Origin of the sequence: Neorhizobium sp. S3-V5DH, from assembly GCF_004343065.1 — a bacterium.
GTDB lineage: Bacteria > Pseudomonadota > Alphaproteobacteria > Rhizobiales > Rhizobiaceae > Neorhizobium > Neorhizobium huautlense.
Genome location: NZ_SMCL01000009.1, coordinates 23,640 through 47,164, shown reverse-complemented (window position 1 = coordinate 47,164; position 23,525 = coordinate 23,640). Strand labels below are relative to the sequence as shown.

Sequence of the window (23,525 nt, the reverse complement as noted above, 5' to 3'; positions counted from 1 at the left end):
TATTGGATAAACAGTATCTTCTACGGCCATGAAGGCTCAATTGGCCCAATCCCATCAAATGGGTGTAGGACCGCTGCGAGCCTTATCTGCCAGCCTAAAAAGGATGAGGCCGCTTTCGTTCAAACGTCGTAGTCCGGACGAACTCACGCGTTGCGCCTTTGGACTATTATGGCTCCGAGATGCCAGCGGGGGCGAAGCCATGTCGCAGTACGTATTGAATTCCTTAGCTATCTTATTGTCGGTAGTCCTTCTGATTCCCACTGCAGTGCTTGCGGTCGAGTGTTTCGCCAGCAGCCTCCGAGTGCAACGGAAATTGCGGCAACGGGGAACAGTGAGGCCGACGGTCGGGATTATTGTGCCCGCTCATAACGAAGAACTGCAAATCCTGGACGCAGTACAAAATATCAAAAGACAGATGCACAAAGGGGATCGGCTGGTAGTGGTGGCTGACAATTGCAGCGACCTGACTGCGTCCCTGGCCCGCGATGCCGAAGTTGAGGTGATCGAACGTTTCGATGCGGACCATCGCGGCAAGGGTTATGCGCTTGCTGCTGCAATCCGGTATCTGGCCGAAGCGCCGCCCGAGGTTGCCGTCGTGATCGATGCAGACTGCTGGCTGGAGCCGGGAGCACTGGATGAACTGGCCTACATGACCGCCGCGACAAACCGGCCTTCGCAGTCCCGCTATCTGATGATCGCACCGCACAATGCAGGCATAAATCTTGCCGTCTCCGAATTCGCTTTTCTTCTCAAGAACCGCATCAGGCTTCTTGGACTCTCAAAGCTCGGCCTTCCGGCGCAGCTGACCGGATCCGGCATGGCGTTTCCCTGGACCATATTGCAGAACGCGCAACTTGCGAACGGCAACCTGGTGGAGGACATGAAACTCGGCTTGGACCTGGCCTGCACGGGCCATGCGGCCCTCTTCTGCGATGCGGCTGTCGTCAAGAGCACGTTTCCCTATTCCAGGGACGGCCTGCGCGCCCAGGCATCGCGTTGGGATACCGGGCGCTTCGCCCTCACCCGGTCGCTGCTTTCGGCATTGACCTGCGCCAGCACTTTCAGAAAGAAAGATTATATTGCGTTGGTAGTGGATGCCCTCGTACCTCCCCTGACTTTGCAGGCGGCGCTTCTTTTCCTGGCGCTCGTCGCAAGCGCCGGCCTGGCAACATCAGGCATGCTCAACTTTCCACTTTTGATCTGCATAGCAAATGTCCTGATCTTCGGCATGACGCTGATCGTGATCTGGTGGCTTCACGGAAGAACGGTGCTTCCGTTACGCACCATGATCCAGATCCCCGGCTATGTAGCAGACAAACTGAGGCTCTATCCCCGTCACATCTTTGCACCGGTGAGCACCCAATGGGTTAGAACTGACCGAAACCGGCCGACGGGCATGTGACGAGATCCCGCACGGATACCGAAGCCATTTCAGCAAGGTGTGGGAGAAATCTCGTCGTCTCCCGACTTCGCATCCACCTTCAAAAGTTCATCGGCAATATGCGCGCCGACTCGTAACGCGTTTGCCGCTACCGTCAAGCTCGGATTGGCTCCCCCGCTCGTCGGGAAGAAAGAGGCGTCGACCACATAGAGATTTGGGAGGTCGTGGGTTCGATTGTTGGCGTCGACGACCCCATTCGAGGGTTCGGCACCAAAACGGCAGGTCCCACAGGCATGGCCATAGTTCAGATTGACCTCCGGGCCCAGGATCATCATCCGGTGCCGCTTGAATGCCCGGCGATAGTGACGGCGGAATGCCTGAATCCGCTGGCGCAGCTCCTCGTGAATTGTGTACTCGAAAAAGATGCCGTTCGGCTCTCGAGGATCGGGTTTCACGCGGTTTTCCGGATAGGGGAGATCCTCCATTATCGACGCGAATATCGTCGCCTTGCCGGATATCAGGGCTCCGATCATTGCGGGAATGCGAAGGAAAGGCTTGAGTGGCTTGAACCAGATCCAACCGTTGCGATCGATCGCGGATTTCAGAAAATGGAGAACATTATTCGCAGTGGCTGTCAGACCCGTTGACTGGATGACACCAAATTTCGTTCCGTCATGTTCATAGAAATCACGAAGGGCGATAGATTTCCCCGGCGCCGAGACGCGCGTCAGGCCACGTGGCCAGACCGCAAAGAAATCCGAAACATGGAACATCAGACAGCGTCCCACCATATCGGATGTGTTGGCCACGCCGTTTGGCCAAAATTCGCTGGTGGAATTGAGAAGAAGCAAGGGCGTCGATAGTGCTCCGGCTGCCAAAACATAGAATTTGGCCGCGATCGTGACAGCTTCACCGTCTTTCCGACAGGACAGGGCTGTGACCGAATCCCCGTTGGCTTCGACCTTTTCAACGCTGCACTGGTCCAGGATGGTAACATTGCCTGTCGCGACAGCTGGTTCAATGAATGCACGCCGCGCATCGAACTTGCAGGATTTGTGACAAATAGAACCGCCGCAATTGCCGCAGTCTTCAATATACCGACATGCGGTATGGACTCGATAGGGATGCATGCCATTCGACTGGGTCGAATCGAAGAAGTGCTGATCGCATCTGGTCATCACCGGAGGTTCGACGAGATGCGATCTCGGTTGCAGCGGATCCTGAGTGCCTCGGACCTGCAAAAGATGCTCCGCCATTTGGTAATAGGGTTCGAGAGTTCTGTAGTCCGTGGGCCAGATGGGCCGGCCAAGATCCTCGCCGGACTTGAAATCGGTGGGCGAAAAACGTTCCAGCGCTGCAGAATAGAGAAGCGTCGAACCGCCGAGACCGCATCCAAGGGCGGGAAAAAAGCGGACCGAACGGGCATTGACCGAACCCGTTATCTGGTGTGGCCATCGTCCGTTCCGCAGGCGTCTCGCCTCGTCGAACGTATCCGGATCGTCGTCATCGTCTTGCGAAAACTCCGCAAGACCTTTCTCGATGAGCAGCACCCGATGTCCTGCTGTGGCCAATGCATAACCGACTGCCGCGCCACCCATCCCTGCGCCGACAATGGCAACGTCCCATTCGAACTCCATTACGCCCCCAACACAATCAGAGCTAAGCCGAAGGCCTATCAACCGCCTGATCCCCATCGGCGGCAAAGGCCAGCGCTGCTATCGAATAACCCGAAGTAAAGTGAGTATAATTACAGATATTCCACAATATAAAATGAAACTCGTGTAAACGTTGAAATTCGTTCGCATGGTTGCGCGAGCGAATGATCGCTCACTTCAATATAACTATATACAGTTTCCTTCATACAAAAAGTAGATAATAGGGACATCATGCTTAGGAGGTATCCTGCCCCCGTTGCCGAGCTTCTTCCCTCAGCTATACTTTCTGGCTGGGGGCTCAAGATGATGTTCACGCAAACCGAACCAACTGTAGGCAGGTACGACACGCCGCTTGAGCAGCCGCGTCAGCGGAGTGGCCTCGAATATCGCAGCATTGCCTACGTCGCCGCAGTTGCGGATTTCATTTATCTCCTCGGTGCATGGGCAATTGGTTTCACGGGTTATCAATATGTAGCTTTCGGTTCAGCACCCGACCCGTCGCTTTTCATCGGGCTCGGGCTCGTCATGTCGACTATTTTCCTGCTTGCCATGCACAGCGCCCAAGCCTACAGCCCCGAAAGCATACAACTCCTCAGGCCGCAGATCCGGCTGATCTGCATCCTGGTTCCGAGCACATTTGCCTTCCTGCTGACGGTAATCTTCTTCCTGAAGATTGGTGAAAACTACTCGCGCGGAGCAATGCTCATTACAGCGGTGATCGTACTTGCGGGTCTGATCTCGATGCGCTGCTTCTGGCACTGGTATCTGCCATCGGCTGCCGCTGCAGCCTACTTTAGAATGAGGCGCGTCCTCCTGGTCTGCAACGAGGATTTCCCGGTCGAGCATTGGCAGTATGAAGCCATGGCGAGCGGCATGACCCTCGTTCAGATCCTGCATCTGTCCGGCGACAGCCTGCTCTCCCCAAGCGCCTTGGAACGGTTGTGGCAAAGCGAAGCTGAGCATCTTGACGAGGTTTTTATCGTCTGGCGTGACCCGAATGTCGCCAACCTGGAGCTTTATCTCAACGAACTCCGGCGCTCGGTATTGCCCGTCAACGTCATCTTCGACGGTGTGGTTGGCCGGCTGACCAATGCTCCCGCCCGCAAGATCGGCAGCATGACTGCCTTCCAGACGCAACGCCCGCCGCTCAGCCTCTACGAACGTGGCACGAAGAGAGCCTTCGATATCGCCTTCTCTCTCTTCGCCATCGTTTCACTGCTTCCGCTTCTGATGGTGGTGGCGATCGCCATTAAGCTGGATTCCAAGGGGCCCATCCTCTTCAGACAGGTTCGCAAAGGATATGGCGGCCGGTCTTTCCGCATTCTCAAGTTCCGCAGCATGACAGTAATGGAAGACACCGACGACATTCGCCAGGCTACCAGAAATGATCCACGGGTAACCCGAATTGGTGCAGTCATCCGCACATTGAGCATTGATGAACTGCCGCAATTTTGGAACGTCCTCCGAGGTGAAATGTCGATCGTCGGCCCGCGTCCGCATGCGCTGGCCCATGACGCCCTATACGACTCGCTGATCGCCAAATACGCCTACCGGCGGCATGTCAAACCGGGATTGACGGGATGGGCTCAGATCAACAACTGCCGGGGTGAGACCCCTAATATCGAAAAGATGGAAGAGCGTATCTTCCATGATCTCTGGTATATCAACAACTGGTCATTTTGGCTGGACATGAAGATTGTCGTCCGGACGTCGATCCAGATCTGGGACACGGGAAAAGCGTACTGACGGAGGTTAGATCGGCGGTGAGCCGGCAGCCAACGGCAAGGCGGGAATATAGGTTATGTCCCGCAGACCGCCGGCCTCCGCCATAACCTCGCACGGCGGTGCGTGGCTGATGAAATGGATGGGACTGGCCGTCAGTCCGTAGGCACCGCTGTTGTGTACGGCAACCAGATCGCCCTCCTCTATCCGAGGCAGCACGACACCGATCGCCAGCCGGTCGATAGAGGTGCAGAGAGGCCCGACGAGATTGATTTTTTCCGGCTCGCCATAACCTCCCACCTTATGCATCGCGTAGTTGCGGTGCATGACCATTCCGAAATGGCCGGAGGCAGGCAGATGATTGTTCATCCCACCGTCGCAGATGCCGATCCTCACACCACGGGACTCCTTGATGGCGATGACACGCGTCAGGAAATACCCGGCTTCGCCGATCAGATAGCGTCCGAGCTCGAGTACCAGCCGCGTATCTGCAAACCGTGGCTGCGAGGTGAATGCGTCGAGATCGGTGGAAATGCCGGCAACGACGGCGCCAAGATCAAGCGGGAGATCCCCGTCGTGATATGGAATACCAAGTCCGGATCCGAAAATCAGCTTTTCCGGGGGCGGGAGGCCAGTCTCGTAAGCCTCACCGAATAACTGGAGAAAGTTGCGGTAATTTTCGCAGACCGCTTCCGCCTTCAGGCATTGCGTGCCCGAATAGATATGAAGGCCGACGATCTGCAGATTGGCCAACTTTGCGATCTTTGGAATCTGTTCCGCCGCGACTTCCCAATCTATCCCGAAAGCCGAAGGCCGGCCGGCCATCTGATCGCCAAACCCCTTGGGGACAGACGGAGGCGCGATGCGGATGAGAACACGTTGGACACGGCCGAGCTTCCGCGCCGCCTCATCCGCCAAAACGGCTTCGCGGAGCGATTCCAAAATCAGCTCACCCACGCCGCCTTCGATTGCTTCCCTGATCTCAAAGCCGCGCTTCCCGGGACCGGTGAAACTGATCCTCTCCGGGAGCCACCCTGCGGCAAGCGCCGTTCTGAACTCGCCGATCGAGGAGACATCGAGGAACTCCACGTGATGCCGCATGAAATCGAGCACAGCCGGATTGGGATTGCTTTTGGCGGCGAAACTCAACGCGAAACGGTCGCCGAACGCAGCCCGCAGCATGGCTGCCCGTTGTTCGATAGCCGACGCGACATAGACATAGGAAGGCGTGCCGAACGTCTCGGCCGCATTTTGTAGCCAGAAATCCAGCGACGAAGAGTAATCCATCAAGCGCTGGCTTCGGCAAAGCGCAGAATGCGGTCGGGCGTATCGAAGTTCTCGAGCGTCACGTCTTCGGCACGGATCGAAATTCCGGTCGATTGCTCGATGAAGGCCAGAAGGTTCACCATCGAGACCGAGTCGAGCAGGCCGGAGGAAAACAACTCGCTTTCCCGGTCGGCATCATTGATGCTCAGAGAGTCCCGCAGGTATCCGATCAATGCCCCATAGGTAAGGCTCATCGCACATTCTCCTCAGTCTGATTCCTGTTGATCCTGGCTTTGGAAGTACCGGTGGCCGGAACGCCGCCGCCACAACTCATCCATTCGCGACAAAGACGCACAACGTCGGGCCGGGCAATTTTTCCGCTGGATGTCCGCGGCATGCTCTCCGGCCAGATGTGGAAGCGGCGCGGAACCATGTAGGACGGCATAGCCCGCCGACAGTAGAGAAGCAGCGCTTCCTCATCAAAATTGCCGACCGGAAGGATAGCCACATGCACGGCCTGGCCGAGATCTTCATGCTCCACGCCAAAGGCGACCGCCTCCGCGATTACACCGCTGCGGCAGACAAGATCCTCGATCTCATCGGGGCTGACGCGAAAGCCGTTCGTCTTGATCATCGCATCATTACGGCCGATAAACCAGAGATCACCGTCGGCATCGACCCTGACGATGTCCCCGCTGTAGACGACGGGTTCGTCTCCGATCAGGTGCCAGAGCTCCGGACACGGCCTTATTTTCTGCTCCGTCACCTCCGGTTTGCCCCAATAACCAAGGCTCACGAGTGGACCCCGGTGGACGAGTTCGCCCTGTTCGCCGGGATGGGCAATACCTTCGCCATGTTTGATGACATAGACTTCGGCACCAGGGATAGCCTGGCCGATGGCACCCATCTTGCGTTGAAATTTTTCCGGAGACAGATAGGTGGACCGGAAAGCCTCGGTCAGCCCATACATCAGATAAACATCCACATCGGGAAATAGCCGCGGGATTTGCTGCAGGATGTTGAGCGAAATTTTCCCGCCGGAATTCGTAATCCGGCGCAACGCGGGGAATTCTGTCGGCGTTTCCGCCAGCAAACGCACGATCTGGCTCCACAGCGGCGGCACTGCGGCCACCCCTGTTACGCGATGCTTCTGCATCGTCCGGACGATCTCCGCTGCCATCGGCACAGCCTGATGCACCACCGTACCGCCCATGAGCATCATCGTCGTAAGCTGGTTCAGGCCATAGTCGAAACTGTAGGGCAGAACGCTGAGCAGACGGTCGTCTTCCCTCAACTCCAGATAGCGGGCCACGGATCGGGCGCCGGCTATGATGTTGCGGTGGGTGAGCATCACGCCCTTGGGCATGCCTGTGGAACCGGACGTGTAAATGATCATCGCAAGTTCCGTATCGAGACGCGGCACCTCGTCGCCCGAGAGGTCTTCTGGAAGATGATCCCATATATCGAACCCGGTTTCTGCCGACAGCTTACCTCTGACCAGGACGCTCTCTACCGTTTTCGAAACCCTACGTGATGCCAGCGCTTCCGCCACCCTTGCCTCAACGATCATCACGCGCGCACCGCAGTCGGCGGCCACATAGTCGAGCTGCTCGACAGTCCACTGGGTATTCACATTGACGATGACGGCTCCGACCTTCGCGATCGCGAACATGGCGGTAACTTCGGCGATACTCTTGCGAAGATGCACGATCACTCGGTCGCCCGGCCGGATATTCCGGCTTTGAAGGTAGCCCGCCAGCCGATCCACCTCGGCCGCGATTGCGGCATAGCTCGCAGCCCGATGCCCATCGATGATTGCCGGCTTGCCCGGTCGCACATCCAGGTTGTCTGCCAGGAGCTGATAGAAGTTGGTGGTCAGTGCATTCATGGCCATTCCTCCGACAGGGCCGCTTCATCAGGTGTCAGCATCGCCCCGTACGAACGGGCCGAGGCGAGGGTAGATCTTGGCGGGCGAGCCAATGACGATCGAGTCCGAAGGTACATCCGTGGTCACAGCGGTATTGGCCCCGATCCGCACACGGTCGCCGATGCGGATATTGCCGAGAACGGTAGAATTCACCCCGATGAAAACATCATCGCCGATCTTCGGCACGCCGGCGATCATGTTGGTACCGATCGTCACATTATGCATGATGCCGCAGCGTTTCCCGATGACGACGTCCGGGTGAATGGAAATCGAGCCTTCGGCATGAATGATGTGGAACCCATCTCCGAGGGTTACCTGGGCCGGAAGCCACACGCGGGTTACAGTCGAAACGACCATACTGATCGCGCCGTAGATCTTCTGAGCCGACCGCCGGGCCAGCCGATTGTTGCGGGCATTCGCCCATCGGCCCAACCGATAGACCAGCAACGTAACGAAGCCGGCATTCAGAATTCTGCCTCCATGCCGACGGAAGTCCTTTCGTACTTGCGCCAGAAAAGAAACGGGCTCCGGTCGCTTGTGCGTGGCATCATCGGAAACACCGGCGGCTCGTGATTGAGAAGGCAAAGAACGAAGCCGTGAAGTCATTTGAGCACCATATCCAAGGTACGGTCTACGTCGTCCCATCCGACACTGAAGCTCTCGCAGGTCCCCTCGCCAACGACGAAGGCAAAGCCTTGGCCCTGACGATCGGTGATGACCTTGAGAACCGAAACGACCCTGTCCGCTGGCTGAATCACGAACAGTGCCGCATCCTGAGGCATGACGGTCAGTCCGTGGACAAGCTGGCTGCCTTCCACGCCGGCAACCACGCGCGCGCCGGCGCAAGCCCGGATGAGGTCGTCAACGGACGAGGCAATCGGATCGATGATCTGAAAGCCATATTTTGAGGCGAAGCCTTGAGCTATTTCCATCTCGTTCGACAGTATCCGATGGTCACCCTTGCTGCCGCGCAGGATGAAGACGCCCGGGTGATGCGGAAACGACGGCCCGGACGCCAGGAGCATCTCGCGGATCTGGATGCCCCGCCGCCTCTTTCCATCGTTCTGCCCCTTGTCTCTGAAGAGTATAAGTTCATCGAAGTGGACGTCGCCGACATGGACCGGTTTCAGATTGAGCTTTCGTGCATACTGCGGCTCGTGACCGCGTGTAATTGGCCTGGTGGTTACGGGAGTGCCGTATTCATCCGCCAACGGATAGGTCAGGCAGTCGTCCAACAACCAATTGCCAAACCAGCGATTGCCGACCCAGCTCTCGAAGAGAGCCCCCTTGGCCGCTTCCTTGGGAGCTGCGTAAAATGGAAGTCTGCGGCTGCGTGGTTTCAAGCTCTTGGAGGATTTTGGGGTGTAGATCACCCCATCGATCAAATCGACATTCTTCAGCCGGTACCCGATCGTCGCTTCCTGTGTCGTTTCGTAGTTGCCCCGAAAACCTTTCAACACCTCGGCGATGGAACCAAACTCTGTTCCCTTGATCCTGTCGAGATGATGCGGGAGAAATGTTGCCGGGCGAATAAATCGTTTGGTGGCCGGCGCAATGGTCCAGCGATCGGGGGCAACCGCCTCTATGTCTGGAAAAGGCATGCCTGCTGCCTTTCTAAGAGAATTCACGATCGGCAGAAGAGCTATCAATCCAGTCATCCTAGCAGTTTTTGATTCAGCGGATGGCGGGCGGTCTTCCCTCCAAAATTCCGCGTCTGAAGAAGATAATCGCATGGAAACCAATGGTTTCGCCGTAGCCATTGGGGGATCGGGCCTACTCATTTAGGCGTATCGGGAAGCGGTCTGGTCGGGACGACCGAGAAGTGAAGAGATGGCCTGAGCACTAATGCGATGGTGAAATTTCGCGGCAATCTTAGCGCGGGACGCTTCTCTGAGACGGCGCGAGAAGTCCTCGTCCTGGAGCACCCTTTCGATGGCGGCGCTCATTTCTTCAGGTCGCTGCGGTTGCACCAATATTGCGTCCACGCCATCGTCGATCAGCTCGCTGTTGCCACCAACGTCGGTTACGATCACCGGCATCTCCATCGCCATCGCCTCCATAATGGCTACGGAAATCCCCTCGTTGAGGCTTGCGAGAACAAAAATATGCGCCTCCTCCAGACCCTGGCGCACGCGGCTTTCCGGCACCGCTCCAAGCAATTCCACGCAGCCGGTAAGTTTCTTTCGCCATATCAGCGTTTCCAGCGCCTTGCGGTATCCGTTGCCGCCAAGCTCGTCTTCGCCCGCAATCTGCAGACGAACATCGAACCCGCGGTCACGCAGCATTTCCACTGTCTGAAGGAGAAGATCATGGCCCTTGACGGGATTGAGCCTACCGCAGGAAAAGAGCCGGCATGGCTCCCCCGCTTTCCAGGGGACGTATTGTCGGTTCCGGCGAATCTGTTCGAGGTCCACGCCCATGGGCGCAATGGCGATCCGAGCCGGTTTCGCTCCGTTCAGCTTGGTATCGATGTCATCGAATAGGCGTTTGGAGATAACGGTCGCAAAGGCCGCGCCCTTCCACTTCTGCCGCTGGTTGATGCCATATCCTTCCAGAGTGGGCCCATGCAGGGTCAAGCTGTAGGGGATTCCCGACAAGAGTGAAGCGAACGCGGCCACATTGGCCGCATCAGCGCAGGAATGGACGTGAATGTGGGTCCATTTCGCCTGCCGGGCAAGCCGCACGAGCTTGCCCGCCACGAGCAGGATGGCAAGCATCCGCAACCTGCCTAAGGGAGATCGGACTTCCGCTTCGCTAACCGCTGCAAGACTTCTGGCGATACGTCTCGGTCCCGCTTTCACAATTTCGGACGCCGCTGCGAACGCATCTCCGAACCCGAGTGGGAAAAGATATTCGGTCTTCCCTCGCGCTTCGTCGGCCCAGGCATGCGACGCGATGGCCGCTGGCGGACGCGATGTCGAAACGAATTGAGCCTCGACGCCGAGTTCGGCCAACGCTCTGTGTTCACGCCAGAGGAAGATGTGGGTCTGCCCGGGAAATTCGGGAATGAGGAACCCAATCCGGCGGCTCATGAAGCCCCCGCGATCTGCATATATCTTGACTGCGCGTAGGACATTACTTCCCCATCAGATGCCATTTCTGAAGTTCCGGAAGACGTCGATGACGTCAGCGGGCGCAACGGGATAAAGTGGCGCTGTCGAGGTCACGCCCACATTGTTTCCCGTCCGGAAAAGATCCGCGAAAGAATGGTCGAGGCTGTCTCGCCGTTTCACAACCGTTCCCTTCGGGGGAAATTCTTCATCCGAAAGGAGGGGGGAACCCCTGTCTCATCCGTTTGGGCTAGTACATGACCCGCTTGCGTACTTCTTTGTGCCTTGTATGCAGGCCTATTCCATCGCCGTACTATGATTTGGTCCTATCCCGGCTGGGTGGGATCAGCGAGCCATTGGGGGTGAATGGATGCGTGGGATAGCGAGTCTTGCGGCGCTTTTGTTTTGCTTGACGTTTGGCAGTGCAGAGGCCCAGACAATCTATCGATTGCAGCCCGGGGATGTGCTGCAGGTCTGGATCGCTCAGGAGCCTGAACTCGCCCGGGAAGTGGTGATCGCTCCGGATGGCTGGTTGTCTTTTCCTCTTGCCGGCCATCTCAAGGGCGTCGGCCTTTCGGTTCCCGAATTGGAAGGGCAGTTGTTGGCGCGGCTGAAGCAATACTTCAACGACACCCCAAATCTGACGATTATGCTGCGTTCCAACGCACAACATCAGCCGCTGATCTACGTTACCGGCGAGGTCGTAACTCCTGGCGAATATCCCTACCGTGCGAATATGACCGTTCTGCATGGTGTCGCCGTTGCTGGTGGCCTTTATCGAACAGCCATGCTGGCCGCCGATCAGGACCGGTCGGTGCTTGTGCGACGCGAGGTCGAACATTCGCAAAAACGTCTGACGGAGCTTAAGGCCCGCATCACCCGTCTGGAGGCGGAATTGCGAGGGGAACGGTCGCTTGGCAGCCCAGAGGTTCTGGCTGCCGATCCTGCCCTTTCACAGGAGCAGTCACTTCTGAATGCCAGGATGGAGGCTCTTGACATGCAGGAGAGAGCCCAGCGCCAAGGCAACGAACTCTCGGAACGGACCGCCGTTGCGCTGCAGGAACAGATCGATACCGTCTCCAAGCGCATCGACCTCGGCAGGCGCCGGCTCCAAAGCATAACCAATCTTATTGCAAAAGGCGGCGCCGAGGGCTCTCAGCAAGCAGTCCAGGAAGGCATAATCGCCGAGCTTGAGGGGCAGGTGAGCCGCCTGATGTCGGAAATGGCAACTGCCGAGCGGACCAGGATAGCGGAAATTGCCCGTTACGACGCCGCCCGCCAGGATCGCCAGACGCAATTGCTCATCGAGCTTAATGCGGTGCGCCGCGAACAAGAAGACACCGCCGCAAGGCTCACCGACAGCACAAGCATCATGGGCATCTACGGCCAGAACGCAGCTGCGAATGAAGAAAGGCAGCGACGCGTCATCGGCTACCACATACTGCGATCGGTTGATGGTCAAACGCAGGAATTGAGGGCTAGTGAAACGACGCCGATGATGCCGGGCGATCTCCTGCGGGTGCTCTACGGCGATCCCGATCACACTGCAGCCACCTCCGATACTCGGGCGCCGGCGGCAGCTACCGGCTCCGCGGTGCCTAATCCTACGATAACGGCCGCTCGATGAGAGGGCTTCATGATGATCAACAGTATATCGGACGCGACGCAGTGAGGCGACGGGCATGATCAACGAGCTGGCACGCAACATCCTGTATTATGTAGAGATTGCATTCGCAAAACCCCTTTATGCCATCCTGCCGGCACTGATCGCCATTCTCGTCGGCGTCTATTTCATCCTGATGACCCCGCGGACCTATCAGTCCGAAGCGCTGCTGATCATGGAATTTCAACAGATACCGACGACGCTCGTGTCGCCGACGGTATCGAACGATCGGCTGCAGTTCATCGAACAGCGGGTATTGTCTCGCAACAATTTGCTTGCCCTCGCCGAAAGGCACCATCTCTTTGCGGATGTTGCGCAGGCCTGGTCGAAAACCCAGCTCGCCGGCACGATCCGGCACCAGATCTCGCTGGACATCCAGTTCACCGAAGGAGCGGATCGCACCGCACGAAACGCTTCGGTTCGAATCGGATTTAAGTATGCCGACCCTATCGTCGCCACCGATGTGGTCTCGGATCTCGTGTCTCACATCATCGAAGAGAACAAGCGAATCCGCGTCGCACGTGCTGCGGAAACAACGAAGTTCCTCACGCATGAAGTCGATAGCCTTGAGCAGCGGTTTCGCGAACGTGAAGCCGTTTGGGCAAGATATCTAACCGAGAACAACGATTCCCATCCCAGCCGGATACCGGCGCTGTTGATCGAAATGCAGGCGAAGGAACAGGAGTTCGCGACGCTGGACCGGGCAGTGGTGACAATCAACGAGGAAATCGGTCTTCTCGAAGCGCAGTTGCGCATGGGTGCGGGCGAGACGAGCGAGGCAACCCGCCTTCACTCTCAGCTCACCGAACTCGAGACGGATATGGCTGCCAAGTCGGTGATCTATTCCCAATCCCATCCGCAGATCCGCGCCATGAAGCAACGTATCGAGGAGGTGAAGGCCCAGGTTGGGAAGACAATTCCCACCGCCTCGCCGCAGGCTCTGACAGCGGAAGAAATCAAATCCCTTCCGCCGGCGCTCATTCTTGTTGCAGAACGCATTGCGGGCATAAAGCCGCGACAGGAGCAGACTCTTGCCCAAAGAGCCGATCTTGCCGAACGCATAAGCCGGTTGCGTTCCACCATTTCCCGTGCCCCCGAGGTGGAGTCTCAGATCGCGGCATTCGAAGCCGAAAAGGTTTCTTTGCAACGGACGCTGGACGATATGCAGGCCAAGCTGAACACCGCGCGTCTTGGCGAGCGTCTGGAGGAAGGTGAGGCAGCTCAGCAAATCGATATCGTGGAAGCGCCTGAGATTCCAAACGGCGCCGCCGGACCGAGACGTCTCCATTTGGCGATGGCGGTTCTCGCGGCAGCTTCCGCTGCGTCCGCCGCGGGGATCTATGCTGCGCATCTGTTCGACCGGACCATACGAGGCACCTTTGATCTCGCCAATGCTCTCGCCGGAGAAACACTGGTGGTCATTCCACGCTGGAACCCCCGGAAATACATCGCCAAAGCCTTCCGCGACGCTGGAAACGCCAGCGTCAGCCCATCCGGCGGGGGACGGTATTAGCAGACTTAAGGTTCCGACCGAAAGCAAACCATTGATTGGGATAGGGTAAGAAATTCATGGAAGTCATCAAGAATATCTCCCCTCGCAGCCGAGTGGCGAACCATGTGGATGGCGTTGGTCTGACCGATTTCAACACTGCCTTTCCGAACGGCCAAAATCGTATTGAGGAGCGGCCGTCCCTTTTGGACGTCGAGCCACTGTCCCCCACATTCCTGTATTCCAACCGCGTCATTGCTTTCGACAGCAGCAATTCGATGACCCATGCCTATGATGTCCTGCGCAACCACCTGCTGAACGGTAAGACGGAACCAGACGAGCGGGTGATTTCGGTCAGTGCACCTTCCACGGGCTGCGGTACCACGGTGACGGCGGTTAACCTGGCGATCAGCCTCGCCCGGGTGCCGGGATCAACTGTGCTGCTGGTGGACGTCAATTGTCGGGATCCCGGGGTTGGCAAGATTTTAGGCCTGCCGCAAGAGCCATCCTTTTACGATCCGATCAAAGGCTGGCTGACGACGACCGATATCCGGGGCATTCGCGTACACCTTTTGCGCGCCGCCTGGGGATCGGCGAAAATCCCGCTGCCTGCAGACCTCGAACGGATGACAGCTCAGATCGAGGTAGCACGCCAATTGCTGAGGCCGACGGTTGTCCTTTTCGATCTGCCTCCGATGCTGAATTCAGATGAGGTCATACCGTTTCTCGACATGTCCGACACCACTGTTATCGTGCTGGCGGTAGGAAAGTCGAAACTTACGGATCTCGAAATATGCCGCAGCTACCTGGGCACTGAAAAACGCACCCAGGTGGTTTTGAACAAGATGAGAAGGCATGGTCTCTAATGACTACTGCAAACGGCGCACAATCCGATAGCGCGCGATTGAAGCTCGCCGTCGTTATCGTCAACTACCGCACCGCCGAACTTGCCATAGACTGTCTGGCATCCCTCCACGCCAGCCACACAATTCCAGCAGGAACACGGATCGTGGTTGTCGATGGGGGTTCAGGCGATCATTCGGCCGACGATATCTCCTTTGCGATAGAAGAAAACGGCTGGACGGACTCGCTATGCCTTCCACTGGAAACGAACGGCGGCTTTGCCTTTGGCAATAACCGAGGCATCGAGCATGTTCTGGCCTATTTCGGCCGACCTGAATACGTTCTGCTCCTGAACCCGGACACACTGGTGCGACCAGGCAGCATCATCCGGCTCGTGGATTTTATGGACGCTCGCCGTGATGTCGGAATTGCCGGCAGCAGGCTTGAGGATCCGGACGGAACGGCGCAGGCATGTGCATTCCGCTTTCCCTCGATAGTCAATGAGTTTGAAAGCGAGGCAAAGCTTGGTCCGATCACTCGCCTGCTTGAAAATTGGCGCGTCGTGCCGAAGATGCCGGCTCGGCCCTCGCCGATAGATTGGGTGTCCGGCGCTTGCATGATCGTCCGCACGGACGTGTTCCAGCTAATCGGCTATCTTGATGAGGGATATTTCCTTTACTACGAGGAAGTGGACTTCTGCCTCCGGGCAGCGCGCGCCGGATGGACCTGCTGGCACGTACCGCAGAGCCGGGTTATCCACTTGGTTGGTCAATCAACAAACGTGACGCGGCACATCCGTCCTTCCAGGCGTCCGACCTACTGGTTTGAATCCCGCCGGCGGTATTTCCTGAAGCATCATGGCGGCGTCTACGCGCAATTCGTGAATCTTGCGTGGCTCGCTGGCCATATCGTCTTCCGCATCCGCTTTCTCGCCGCAGGCAAGCACTCGAATTTGCCCCCACATCTGCTGCAGGACTTCATCCGCCACACAGCCCCGTTCCGTCGGATCTGACGCAGGGGCCAGTTTTCATTCTCCCGCCATTCTTGGCGCTTTGATCAGCGCTTCCAGCAGTGCCGCCGATTGATGGATGTTGTGCCGCTCCAACGTGCGGCGGCGCCCTGCTTCGCCCATCTGCAATATCTGGCCATCGCTTTCGGTCAACGCGCGCCGCATCGCATCCGCCAGACCGTCGACGTCTCCGGCGGGAATCAGCCAGCCGTTGTCCGGCCGGACGAGTTCCGGGATGCCGGCGATATAGGTGGAGATCACCGGGCGCTTGAGCGCCAGGCTTTCCATCAAGACCACCGGCAGGCCTTCTGCAAAGCTTGGCAGCACCAGGGCTCTCGCACGGAGGATCTCCGTTTTCACTTCATCCTGGGTAATCGTACCGGTAAGCGTGACGGATTGGCCGAGACCGAGCCGTTTGATCTCGCGTTCGATCTCGCTCCGCAACGGCCCATCGCCTACGAGGACAAGCTCGAATGTCAGGCCCTGCGCCCGCAGATTGGCAGCAGCCTGCAGAAGCAAAAGATGGCCCTTCTGCTCCGAAAGCCGCGCGATACAGACGAGGCGAGGGGAAGCATTACGCTGCTGCGCCGTCTCGTCGCAAAGATAATGCCGGTCCACGCCACACCGCACGACCTGGATCTTTTTCCAGTCACTGAGGTCCGCCCACCGAAGTAATTGGCTTCGGCCATAGGAGCTCACTGCGACGACAAATGACGAGGCGCGAATTTTCTCCGACAGCGCCAGAGTTTCCGGACGGTCGAATTCCTCAGGCCCGTGGACGGTAAAGCTGAACCGGATGCCGCCGATCTCATGGGCGAGCACAGCAACCGTTGCCGGATTGGTACCGAAATGCACGTGCAGGTGGTCGATCTTCTCCCTGCGACACCAGTCCGCCAGAACCATCGCTTCCCCAAAATAGACGAGATGCAGAAGAAAGCGCCCACCCGAAGCCCGTGCGAAGCGGAAAGCGCTTTTTAAAGCCTTGAGCGTCGAAGCAGGATGAATAGCCAGTTCCCGCACGAGGCTTGCCACGACTGCCTTTGCGGGGCTGGCAAGGAGGTGCTTCGTCTTTGCCGCCTCCAGGATATCGTCGCAATCCTTCAGCTGACCACGGAAGGGACGCACCGCATATCTTGCGATATGGTGCCCCCTCTCCTCCAACGCATTGATTTCCCGTCGAATGAAGGTGTGGCTCGGCGCCGGATACTGATTGGTGAAATACGCTATACGCATTCCACAAGCGCCCCTTTTCTGCCTGCTGATTGTCAGCCAGCTCTCATATTTTTATAGCAAAAACACTGAGATAGGCTCAGCCCCACAAAGAGCTTAGCAGGGATACCGCAGCTTCCACCAAAGGGGTAAATTTACAGCGCCGGTGGTCGATCCTAAAAATGGGAGGCACTTTAATCGAGGCCGTGTCTACAAGACCATCGGAGGCACCGAATGAAGCCAGACACTCTGCGTCTCGAAGATAACAGCGATCTTCATCATAATGTCGGCATCGTGGTCATCGGACGAAATGAAGGCGAACGCCTCATCAATTGCCTCAGATCCTTGGGCCCATATGCGAAGCGGGCGATTTATGTCGATTCGGCATCTTCGGACGGAAGTGCCCAGGCGGCAGCGCACCTTTGCGCGAAGGTGCTGCCCCTCGATCTGTCAACGCCATTTACGGCCGCACGCGCACGCAATGCCGGTTTCGATGCCCTCATGCAGCTTTGGCCGCAGACAACCTTCGTACAATTTGTCGATGGCGACTGCGAGCTCGACAGCGACTGGATCGATACCGGGGTTGCCTTCCTCTCGACGCACGAGGATGTTGCGCTTGTTTTCGGGCGCCGTCGCGAACGGTATCCGGAGCGAACCTTGTTCAACGCAATGTGCGACCGCGAGTGGGATGGAAAGCCTGGTGAAGTCGCGGAATGCGGCGGGGACATACTGGCAAGAGCCTCCGTCATCAGGGAATTTGGCGGCTACTCCGGTCATCTGATCGCAGGGGAAGAACCTGAACTTTGCGTCCGCTTGCGGGAAAGGCGCTGGAAGATCTGGCGGCTCCCATCCGAAATGACCCGTCATGATGCGAACATGAGCCGCGTGAGCCAATGGTGGCTTAGGAGCGTTCGTTGCGGGCACGCCTATGCTCAGGTGTCTTATCTCCACCGCAAGTCGCCCGTCCGAATATGGGCTCGCAACGTTAGGCGCGCCGTTTTCTGGGCTGGCGTCCTGCCGCTTGCAACGGCTCTAGGCACGCTCCTGCATCCAGCCGCCATCGGGCTTCTGCTGGCCTATCCGCTCCAGTCTCTGCGGATGGCACAGCGGATGGCCCCGACCACGTCAAATCGGTGGTCTTACGCGACCTTCGATGTCCTGGGGAAATTCGCCGAATTGCAAGGAATAGTTCAGTTCCACATGAACCGATTGAGCAACCGTCAGCAGCGGATCATCGAGTATAAGTAGAGCCGATGAAGCTAATCACGGGAACTGACGGCCTCTGCATTCGCGAATAAAGCCTCTTTCCATAGCTGCGGCTATCAGCGTGGGTCTATCACCCGCATTTTTCCGGAATCGGCGGCGGGCCGAATGAGAATCGGCGCCAAACCGACGCCCATGCGCCTCATCCGCGCTTTGACCGTCGGCCGCACTTCCCACTCAATAGTGGGGCCGCGTGCAAGAACCGCAGCCGTTATCCCTGAGAAAGCCCAATAGATATACGGAATGATCGTTGCGCTGCTGGTGGTGGCTATGGTGAACAGCATGGCTATCAAGATGGCAAGAATTCCCTGATAGCTCACAAGAGCGGACTTGTTTGCCAGGAAAAGGCCCCAGAGTTTGGCTGCCAACAGCCCGAAGAACATCACGAACAGGAAAAGGCCAATCAACCCGTGGTGGAGGGCGATCTGCAGATAGGTATTGACCACATCCACGATGCCCTGACCCTGTATCATTCTCAACATCTCCGGCTCCGTGAGAAATGTCTCAGAACCGAAAAGCGGGTAACGCTCGATGACGAGCAGTGAATTCTCAACAAGCATCGCGCGATAGGTCTCGCTGCCCCTGTCGGCAGAGCCGATAAATGGGAGCAGGTTGGTGAATCGATCGATGAAGGACGGTCGCAGAAATGCCAGGATAATCATCCCAGGGGATGCCGCGGCGAGCAGTTTGAGCGAAGCCCGCGGATTGGTCAGCAGCAGAACCGTAGCACAGAGCGCAAGGCCCAGCCAGGGGCCACGGGAGACGCTCGACAGCAATCCGACTACAAGTATACCGAGAGCTAAATAGCGCCAGGAGTCCCAATGGCGCTGGTTGCGCAAGGCGAGCAGACATCCGCCTCCGGTCATGCAAAGAAAGCCAAAAGCGATGGATTCAACCGATGTGGTCGCAGCCCGCAACAGACCGTCGCGGAAAAGGTAGCTCGTCATGAGAACAAAATCCCACTCGAGGATGACCACATAATAAACCCGCCAGTTTCGCCAGATTTCGAAAAAACCGATCGCGGCAAGAGGCAGGGTGGCAACCACAAAAGCCAGCAGGACGCGGTTGATATCGAGCGCCGACCGGAGCGACCGGCTGAAAACGAAATAGGTAAGCAAAATATCAAGGAAATATGTCGGCACAACACGGAGGATCGAATTGATATCGTTCAACCGCAGGGAAAGGACGGTGATAAACCCGAAATACGCGAGCACCGGCAGATCAAGACCCCGCATCCGCCTGTTTTCGGGCTCTCGCCAGAGTTTGATTGCGAGGGGAAGGAGGATGAGTATCGCCAACAGCCGCGGCGGCTCAAGATCGATGATCCTGTTGAAGACGCCGGGGATGCCGACGCCGATCGGTACGCATGGCGCCACAAACATGAGAACCACATAAAGCAGCAAGGGCTGCTTTGAATTCCGATGGATGTATATGCTGATGAGCGCAAGCCCAGCAGAAAAATCAAAAAAGCTGCTCGAGATAAAAGTGACGCAAGTGGCGGCGAGCCAACAGTTCCGCCACAAATTAAATTCCGCCTCCTCTATGAGCGGCAAAGCGATTTTCTTCGCTACATAGAGCACGGGGACGCTGATAAGCAGAACATATACCAGCGCTCGAATATATTCAGGCATAGCTAGAGTCCGCGCGCCGAAAAGGTGGACGGAACAACAACAGGCCCGTGGCTGATCCTCACCATGTGAGCGTCCCTTGCCGTTGCGCAGGAATTGCGCATCCAGGCTCAGGCTACACGTATGGATCACCTTCCCCCACCTGTCCAAAAGAATGAGCGCCTAGCACGATAGGTGACTGCCGTATCCATTCGGATTGCTTGCTCAAAACCGAATGAGATCGCTGGATAGGAAGCACGGCAACTACCAGGCAACGCGGCGTCCGACGCTGTGCCTAAGGAGCGTCAGCCGGGAAGGTAACCAAAGCGATCCCACGAGATATCTAAAGTCGTGACGGCGGTGCCAAGCAATGGAAGACAATATTTCGGATCTTGTCGTAGTGCCGGATGATGCAGGCGATCGCCTGAGAGCCAGTCTCGGCCTAAGGCCGAGTGAAACTCCACGGATTGCGTTTATCGCTGGACCTGGCGATGTCGCAGGGACGTTCGACTATTGGATGGAAGGACGTTTCGATCCTCGCACGCCCGTCGTCGCCTATTCGACCATGTTCTACACGCTTGTAGAGAAACTGGAGGCCATGGCGCTCGTCATTGCGGAACCGGAGAAACTGCCCCGACATCGCGATCCTCGCTTCCGTTTCATAAGCGTTCCCCGCGCCCGGCCTCCCGGCCGCATCGCTTATCGAAAGGCCGGCCTCGCCTTCAGCTGGAAAGTCCTTCGAGAACTTCGCAAGTACGAGCCGCATATCGTGCTGCTGGGTGTGGATACGCCTTGGCTGTTGATCGCCTCTATCCCGAAAAACACTCGTATCATTTTGACGGCCCATACCAATTTCTGGCCTATGGGCCTCAAGCCGGTTTCCCTCAAAGCGCGAATCAAACACCAGATAGCAAGCGTGCTGATGCATCGGGTATCGGCAGGCGTTTGCACCTCCGAGGAAACCAGACGACAGGTGATCGAAATTCGACGTGACCTGATTGGCAGCCTATACACGGAAGTCCCCCAGGTGCTTTCGAGATTTCTAAAGCCCCCCCGCCAACTGGAGCGGCTGAGAAACATTCTGTTTCTGGGGCGGTTGCAGGAAGAAAAGGGTGTCTATGATCTTTTGTCCGCGTTTGAAAAAGCAGCATGCCGCCACCCCGACTTGACCCTCTCCTTTGCCGGCAAAGGCGAGGCCGATGATGGGTTACGGCAGCGGATTGCCGCCTCGCCCGTTCGCAATCAGATCAGGATGCTTGGCCAACTGGATGCGCAAGAGGTTCATCAACAGCTGGAGCGGGCGGACGTTCTGGTTTGCCCGACCCGCAGCAATCTTCCCGAAGGCCTGGCCCTTGTCGTGGTGGAAGCAGCAGTACATGCTGTTCCCGCGGTACTCAGCTCAGTGGTGCCGGCAAAGGAGCTCGTGGAGAACGCCTGCATCGAATTTCCGGCCGACAATATCGAGGCGCTTGCTTCTGCTCTCATGATGCTTGCTGACGATGCCGGCAAACTGCATGAGCTGCAGGAAAGGTTGGCCGTAGACCGAGAGAAATTCTTCGATAGGTCATTATCCTGGGGCAGCCAGCTATACAGCGCCTTTGTGACCTAGGATTCAGAGGCCTCAGCCGGCTGTTCAGTATATTACCGGATCCACCGCGTCCTGCCCAGAATCAACAATGAAGTCACCTGCAACTCTAGATCAGAATTAAATAATCCCGGGGGAACGGGAGTAGATATTAGAGATGAGAAATTCTAGTGGAACGCGCTCATTTGATTATTATCAATTCTACACCCTCTTCAACTGACTATTAGCTTCCGACCCACGACCTAATCCATTTGATGGAGTTGATATTGGCCGCGAGTAGGCGAATATTAGCTCTACCAAACAGATTGCTGAAGGCTCGAACGGGAAAAACGGTCGGGCCTTCTCCTTTTGGAAGAACCAACATCACGCCAGCGTTATGTTGAGGCCGCCGGGATCGGCTCTTCCATCCACCCTTGAGTTCCAGAAGCTTAGATCACCCCCCGGGCGGACTATTGGCATCCGCATGGGCGAAGAGCCTGCGATGAATTGCGATAGAGTGACGTCCCAATTCAGCGTTCGGTAAATGCTCTCGACATGCTGTCAGTGATGGGCTTGACCAGATAGCTGAAGAACGTCCGCACGGCCGTTTGAATCATGATCTCCGCCGGCATCCCTGGCTGGGGAGAAAAACCTTTCACGCGCGAGATTTCCTCTGAGGAAACCTTGATGCGGGCAATGTAGACGTCTTGGTCTGCCATAGCCATCTTGTTGTCCTCCAGAGCATCGGCCGAGATATAAAAGACCTCGCCGTTCAGGACAGGCGTGGTGCGCTGGTTGAGTGCGGTGAGCCGGACAGTGGCTTTCTGACCGACCTTGACGCTGTCGATCTCATTACGCCGTACTTTGGCTTCGATGATCAACGGCACGGCGGCGGGCAGAATCTCCATGATTCCTTTGCCGCTTTCGATGACGCCACCGTTTGTATGATAATAAGTTCGAACAACCGTGCCGGAGACTGGTGCCAGGATAGTAGTTCGACGCAGGACGTCATCTGCTTCGCGCGATTGTTCCCGTGCTGCGTCACGCTCACCCTGGATCGATTGCAAACGATCGAGGGCGTCCTCGCGATATGCTTCTTCAGCCTGCGCGATCTGCTGCTGTCCCTTCAGCGACTGAGCGCCGGTTTCGGCAATCTCCGAGGTGAGACGCCCTATCTGGCCTTCGGCATCGGCGATCGCTCGCTGCAGTGCCTTGACCTCCGTTGCCCGGAGAAGACCTTTTACCAACAAGGCCCGTTTCGTTTCATGTTCGTCCTGCAACAGCACGAGCTGCCGCGATATGGCCTCGCGATGTCGTACATATCCTTCGGCCCGGAATTCCAGAGCCTTCATGTTCTGCCTCAGCAATGTCAGTTCCGTCGCAAGCTTGATGCGCTGAGCCTTGAAGTTAAGCTGCTGTGTCAGCACGATCGAAGAGACGTCCGGATCATCCTTGAATTGCTCCAGGATGCCCGAAATTTCCATATTCTCGGCGCCCTGCGCCTGAGCTGCGAGGCGGGCTGCTGTGGCCTCCAGCCTGATACGGCGGAGGAACAGCTCACGTTTCTTGGAGAGCGCCGCCGTCTCGTCAAGCAGGACCAGGGGCTGGTTTTCGACCACCTGGTCGCCTTCCTTCACCAGCAGCTCCTTGATGATGCCGCCCTCGAAATGCTGCACGACCTTGTTACGGCCGGTAGCCACGAAACTTCCCTGGGAAATGACCGCAGCGGCCAGCGGCGCCGTCGCAGCCCAGGTTCCGAACCCTCCAAACGCCACCGCGGTCAGCACCAATCCCGCCACTGTCTGCTTCCAGACCGAGCGAGGGACTTCGGAATACCACTCTAGATCATGAACCTTTACAACGGCCGACATCTCTTG

20 protein-coding genes are annotated in these 23,525 nt (G+C 57.2%); 10 read left to right on the top strand and 10 right to left on the bottom strand.

Going from position 1 to position 23,525, the window contains the following annotated elements; genetic code table 11:
• Window positions 1–103 precede the first annotated feature (103 nt).
• Window positions 104–1,402: a glycosyltransferase family 2 protein gene (locus EDE09_RS14665; RefSeq protein WP_162712455.1), complete on the top strand. Its 1,299-nt coding sequence runs from the start codon at window positions 104–106 to the stop codon at window positions 1,400–1,402.
• 29 nt (window positions 1,403–1,431) lie between these two features.
• Here the strand turns inward: EDE09_RS14665 and EDE09_RS14660 are convergent, their stop codons facing one another.
• Window positions 1,432–3,018 carry a GMC family oxidoreductase gene (locus EDE09_RS14660; protein WP_162712457.1) on the bottom strand — a complete coding sequence of 529 codons (1,587 nt, stop codon included), beginning with the start codon at window positions 3,016–3,018 and terminating at the stop codon, window positions 1,432–1,434.
• Window positions 3,019–3,339: 321 nt separating this feature from the next.
• On the opposite strand from EDE09_RS14660, the gene EDE09_RS14655 reads away from it, so the two are divergent.
• The gene (locus EDE09_RS14655) at window positions 3,340–4,782 is read left to right on the top strand and encodes an exopolysaccharide biosynthesis polyprenyl glycosylphosphotransferase (RefSeq protein WP_245505146.1); all 1,443 of its coding nucleotides are present in this window, start codon (window positions 3,340–3,342) and stop codon (window positions 4,780–4,782) included.
• 6 nt (window positions 4,783–4,788) lie between these two features.
• Here the strand turns inward: EDE09_RS14655 and EDE09_RS14650 are convergent, their stop codons facing one another.
• The 6 genes from EDE09_RS14650 to epsE all read right to left on the bottom strand — a co-directional run bounded on the left by EDE09_RS14650 (window position 4,789) and on the right by epsE (window position 10,983).
• On the bottom strand, window positions 4,789–6,045 hold the full coding sequence (locus EDE09_RS14650; RefSeq protein ID WP_132411262.1) for a type III PLP-dependent enzyme: 1,257 nt from the start codon (window positions 6,043–6,045) through the stop codon (window positions 4,789–4,791).
• On the bottom strand, window positions 6,045–6,278 hold the full coding sequence (locus EDE09_RS14645) for a phosphopantetheine-binding protein (protein ID WP_105373145.1): 234 nt from the start codon (window positions 6,276–6,278) through the stop codon (window positions 6,045–6,047). Before EDE09_RS14645 ends, EDE09_RS14650 begins: the two co-directional genes overlap by 1 nt.
• Window positions 6,275–7,912, bottom strand: a complete 1,638-nt coding sequence (locus EDE09_RS14640) for an AMP-binding protein (RefSeq protein WP_132411260.1) — start codon at window positions 7,910–7,912, stop codon at window positions 6,275–6,277. Before EDE09_RS14640 ends, EDE09_RS14645 begins: the two co-directional genes overlap by 4 nt.
• Before the next feature lie 27 nt (window positions 7,913–7,939).
• On the bottom strand, window positions 7,940–8,557 hold the full coding sequence (locus EDE09_RS14635; protein WP_132411258.1) for a serine acetyltransferase: 618 nt from the start codon (window positions 8,555–8,557) through the stop codon (window positions 7,940–7,942).
• On the bottom strand, window positions 8,554–9,552 hold the full coding sequence (locus EDE09_RS14630; RefSeq protein ID WP_112800730.1) for a glycosyltransferase family 61 protein: 999 nt from the start codon (window positions 9,550–9,552) through the stop codon (window positions 8,554–8,556). Before EDE09_RS14630 ends, EDE09_RS14635 begins: the two co-directional genes overlap by 4 nt.
• Window positions 9,553–9,732: 180 nt before the next feature.
• Window positions 9,733–10,983, bottom strand: a complete 1,251-nt coding sequence (epsE, locus tag EDE09_RS14625) for an exopolysaccharide biosynthesis GT4 family glycosyltransferase EpsE (RefSeq protein WP_132411256.1) — start codon at window positions 10,981–10,983, stop codon at window positions 9,733–9,735.
• 427 nt (window positions 10,984–11,410) lie between these two features.
• Here epsE and EDE09_RS14620 point away from each other — a divergent pair, with 427 nt between their 5' ends.
• Genes EDE09_RS14620 through EDE09_RS14605 form a run of 4 tightly spaced genes read left to right on the top strand, consistent with a single transcriptional unit; the run spans window position 11,411 to window position 16,008 of the window.
• Entirely contained in the window at window positions 11,411–12,628 is a 1,218-nt protein-coding gene (locus EDE09_RS14620) for a polysaccharide biosynthesis/export family protein (protein WP_162712459.1), read from the top strand.
• Window positions 12,629–12,683: 55 nt separating this feature from the next.
• Window positions 12,684–14,177 (top strand): hypothetical protein, encoded by a 1,494-nt coding sequence (locus EDE09_RS14615; protein ID WP_112800665.1) that lies wholly within the window; start codon window positions 12,684–12,686, stop codon window positions 14,175–14,177.
• Between the two features lie 56 nt (window positions 14,178–14,233).
• Window positions 14,234–15,019: a hypothetical protein gene (locus EDE09_RS14610; RefSeq protein ID WP_112800667.1), complete on the top strand. Its 786-nt coding sequence runs from the start codon at window positions 14,234–14,236 to the stop codon at window positions 15,017–15,019.
• On the top strand, window positions 15,019–16,008 hold the full coding sequence (locus EDE09_RS14605) for a glycosyltransferase family 2 protein (RefSeq protein ID WP_112800669.1): 990 nt from the start codon (window positions 15,019–15,021) through the stop codon (window positions 16,006–16,008). The genes EDE09_RS14610 and EDE09_RS14605 overlap by 1 nt, the downstream gene beginning before the upstream one ends.
• Window positions 16,009–16,023: 15 nt before the next feature.
• Here EDE09_RS14605 and EDE09_RS14600 read toward each other — a convergent pair whose 3' ends face one another.
• Window positions 16,024–17,238: a glycosyltransferase gene (locus EDE09_RS14600; protein ID WP_112800670.1), complete on the bottom strand. Its 1,215-nt coding sequence runs from the start codon at window positions 17,236–17,238 to the stop codon at window positions 16,024–16,026.
• Between the two features lie 210 nt (window positions 17,239–17,448).
• On the opposite strand from EDE09_RS14600, the gene EDE09_RS14595 reads away from it, so the two are divergent.
• The gene (locus tag EDE09_RS14595; protein WP_112800672.1) at window positions 17,449–18,462 is read left to right on the top strand and encodes a glycosyltransferase family A protein; all 1,014 of its coding nucleotides are present in this window, start codon (window positions 17,449–17,451) and stop codon (window positions 18,460–18,462) included.
• 74 nt (window positions 18,463–18,536) lie between these two features.
• Here EDE09_RS14595 and EDE09_RS28190 read toward each other — a convergent pair whose 3' ends face one another.
• A complete protein-coding gene (locus tag EDE09_RS28190) occupies window positions 18,537–19,316 on the bottom strand; it encodes an O-antigen ligase family protein (protein ID WP_165924182.1) in 780 nt (259 codons plus the stop codon).
• Here EDE09_RS28190 and EDE09_RS28185 point away from each other — a divergent pair.
• The 3 genes from EDE09_RS28185 (at window position 19,299) to EDE09_RS14585 (ending at window position 21,693) form a co-directional block, all read left to right on the top strand.
• Window positions 19,299–19,892: a hypothetical protein gene (locus EDE09_RS28185; protein ID WP_165924181.1), complete on the top strand. Its 594-nt coding sequence runs from the start codon at window positions 19,299–19,301 to the stop codon at window positions 19,890–19,892. The genes EDE09_RS28190 and EDE09_RS28185 overlap by 18 nt on opposite strands.
• A 22-nt stretch (window positions 19,893–19,914) precedes the next feature.
• Window positions 19,915–20,052 (top strand): hypothetical protein, encoded by a 138-nt coding sequence (locus tag EDE09_RS28180; protein ID WP_165924180.1) that lies wholly within the window; start codon window positions 19,915–19,917, stop codon window positions 20,050–20,052.
• Between the two features lie 402 nt (window positions 20,053–20,454).
• The gene (locus EDE09_RS14585; RefSeq protein WP_105373156.1) at window positions 20,455–21,693 is read left to right on the top strand and encodes a glycosyltransferase; all 1,239 of its coding nucleotides are present in this window, start codon (window positions 20,455–20,457) and stop codon (window positions 21,691–21,693) included.
• 485 nt (window positions 21,694–22,178) lie between these two features.
• Here EDE09_RS14585 and EDE09_RS14580 read toward each other — a convergent pair whose 3' ends face one another.
• Entirely contained in the window at window positions 22,179–23,519 is a 1,341-nt protein-coding gene (locus EDE09_RS14580) for an HlyD family type I secretion periplasmic adaptor subunit (protein ID WP_112800676.1), read from the bottom strand.
• Window positions 23,520–23,525 lie beyond the last annotated feature (6 nt).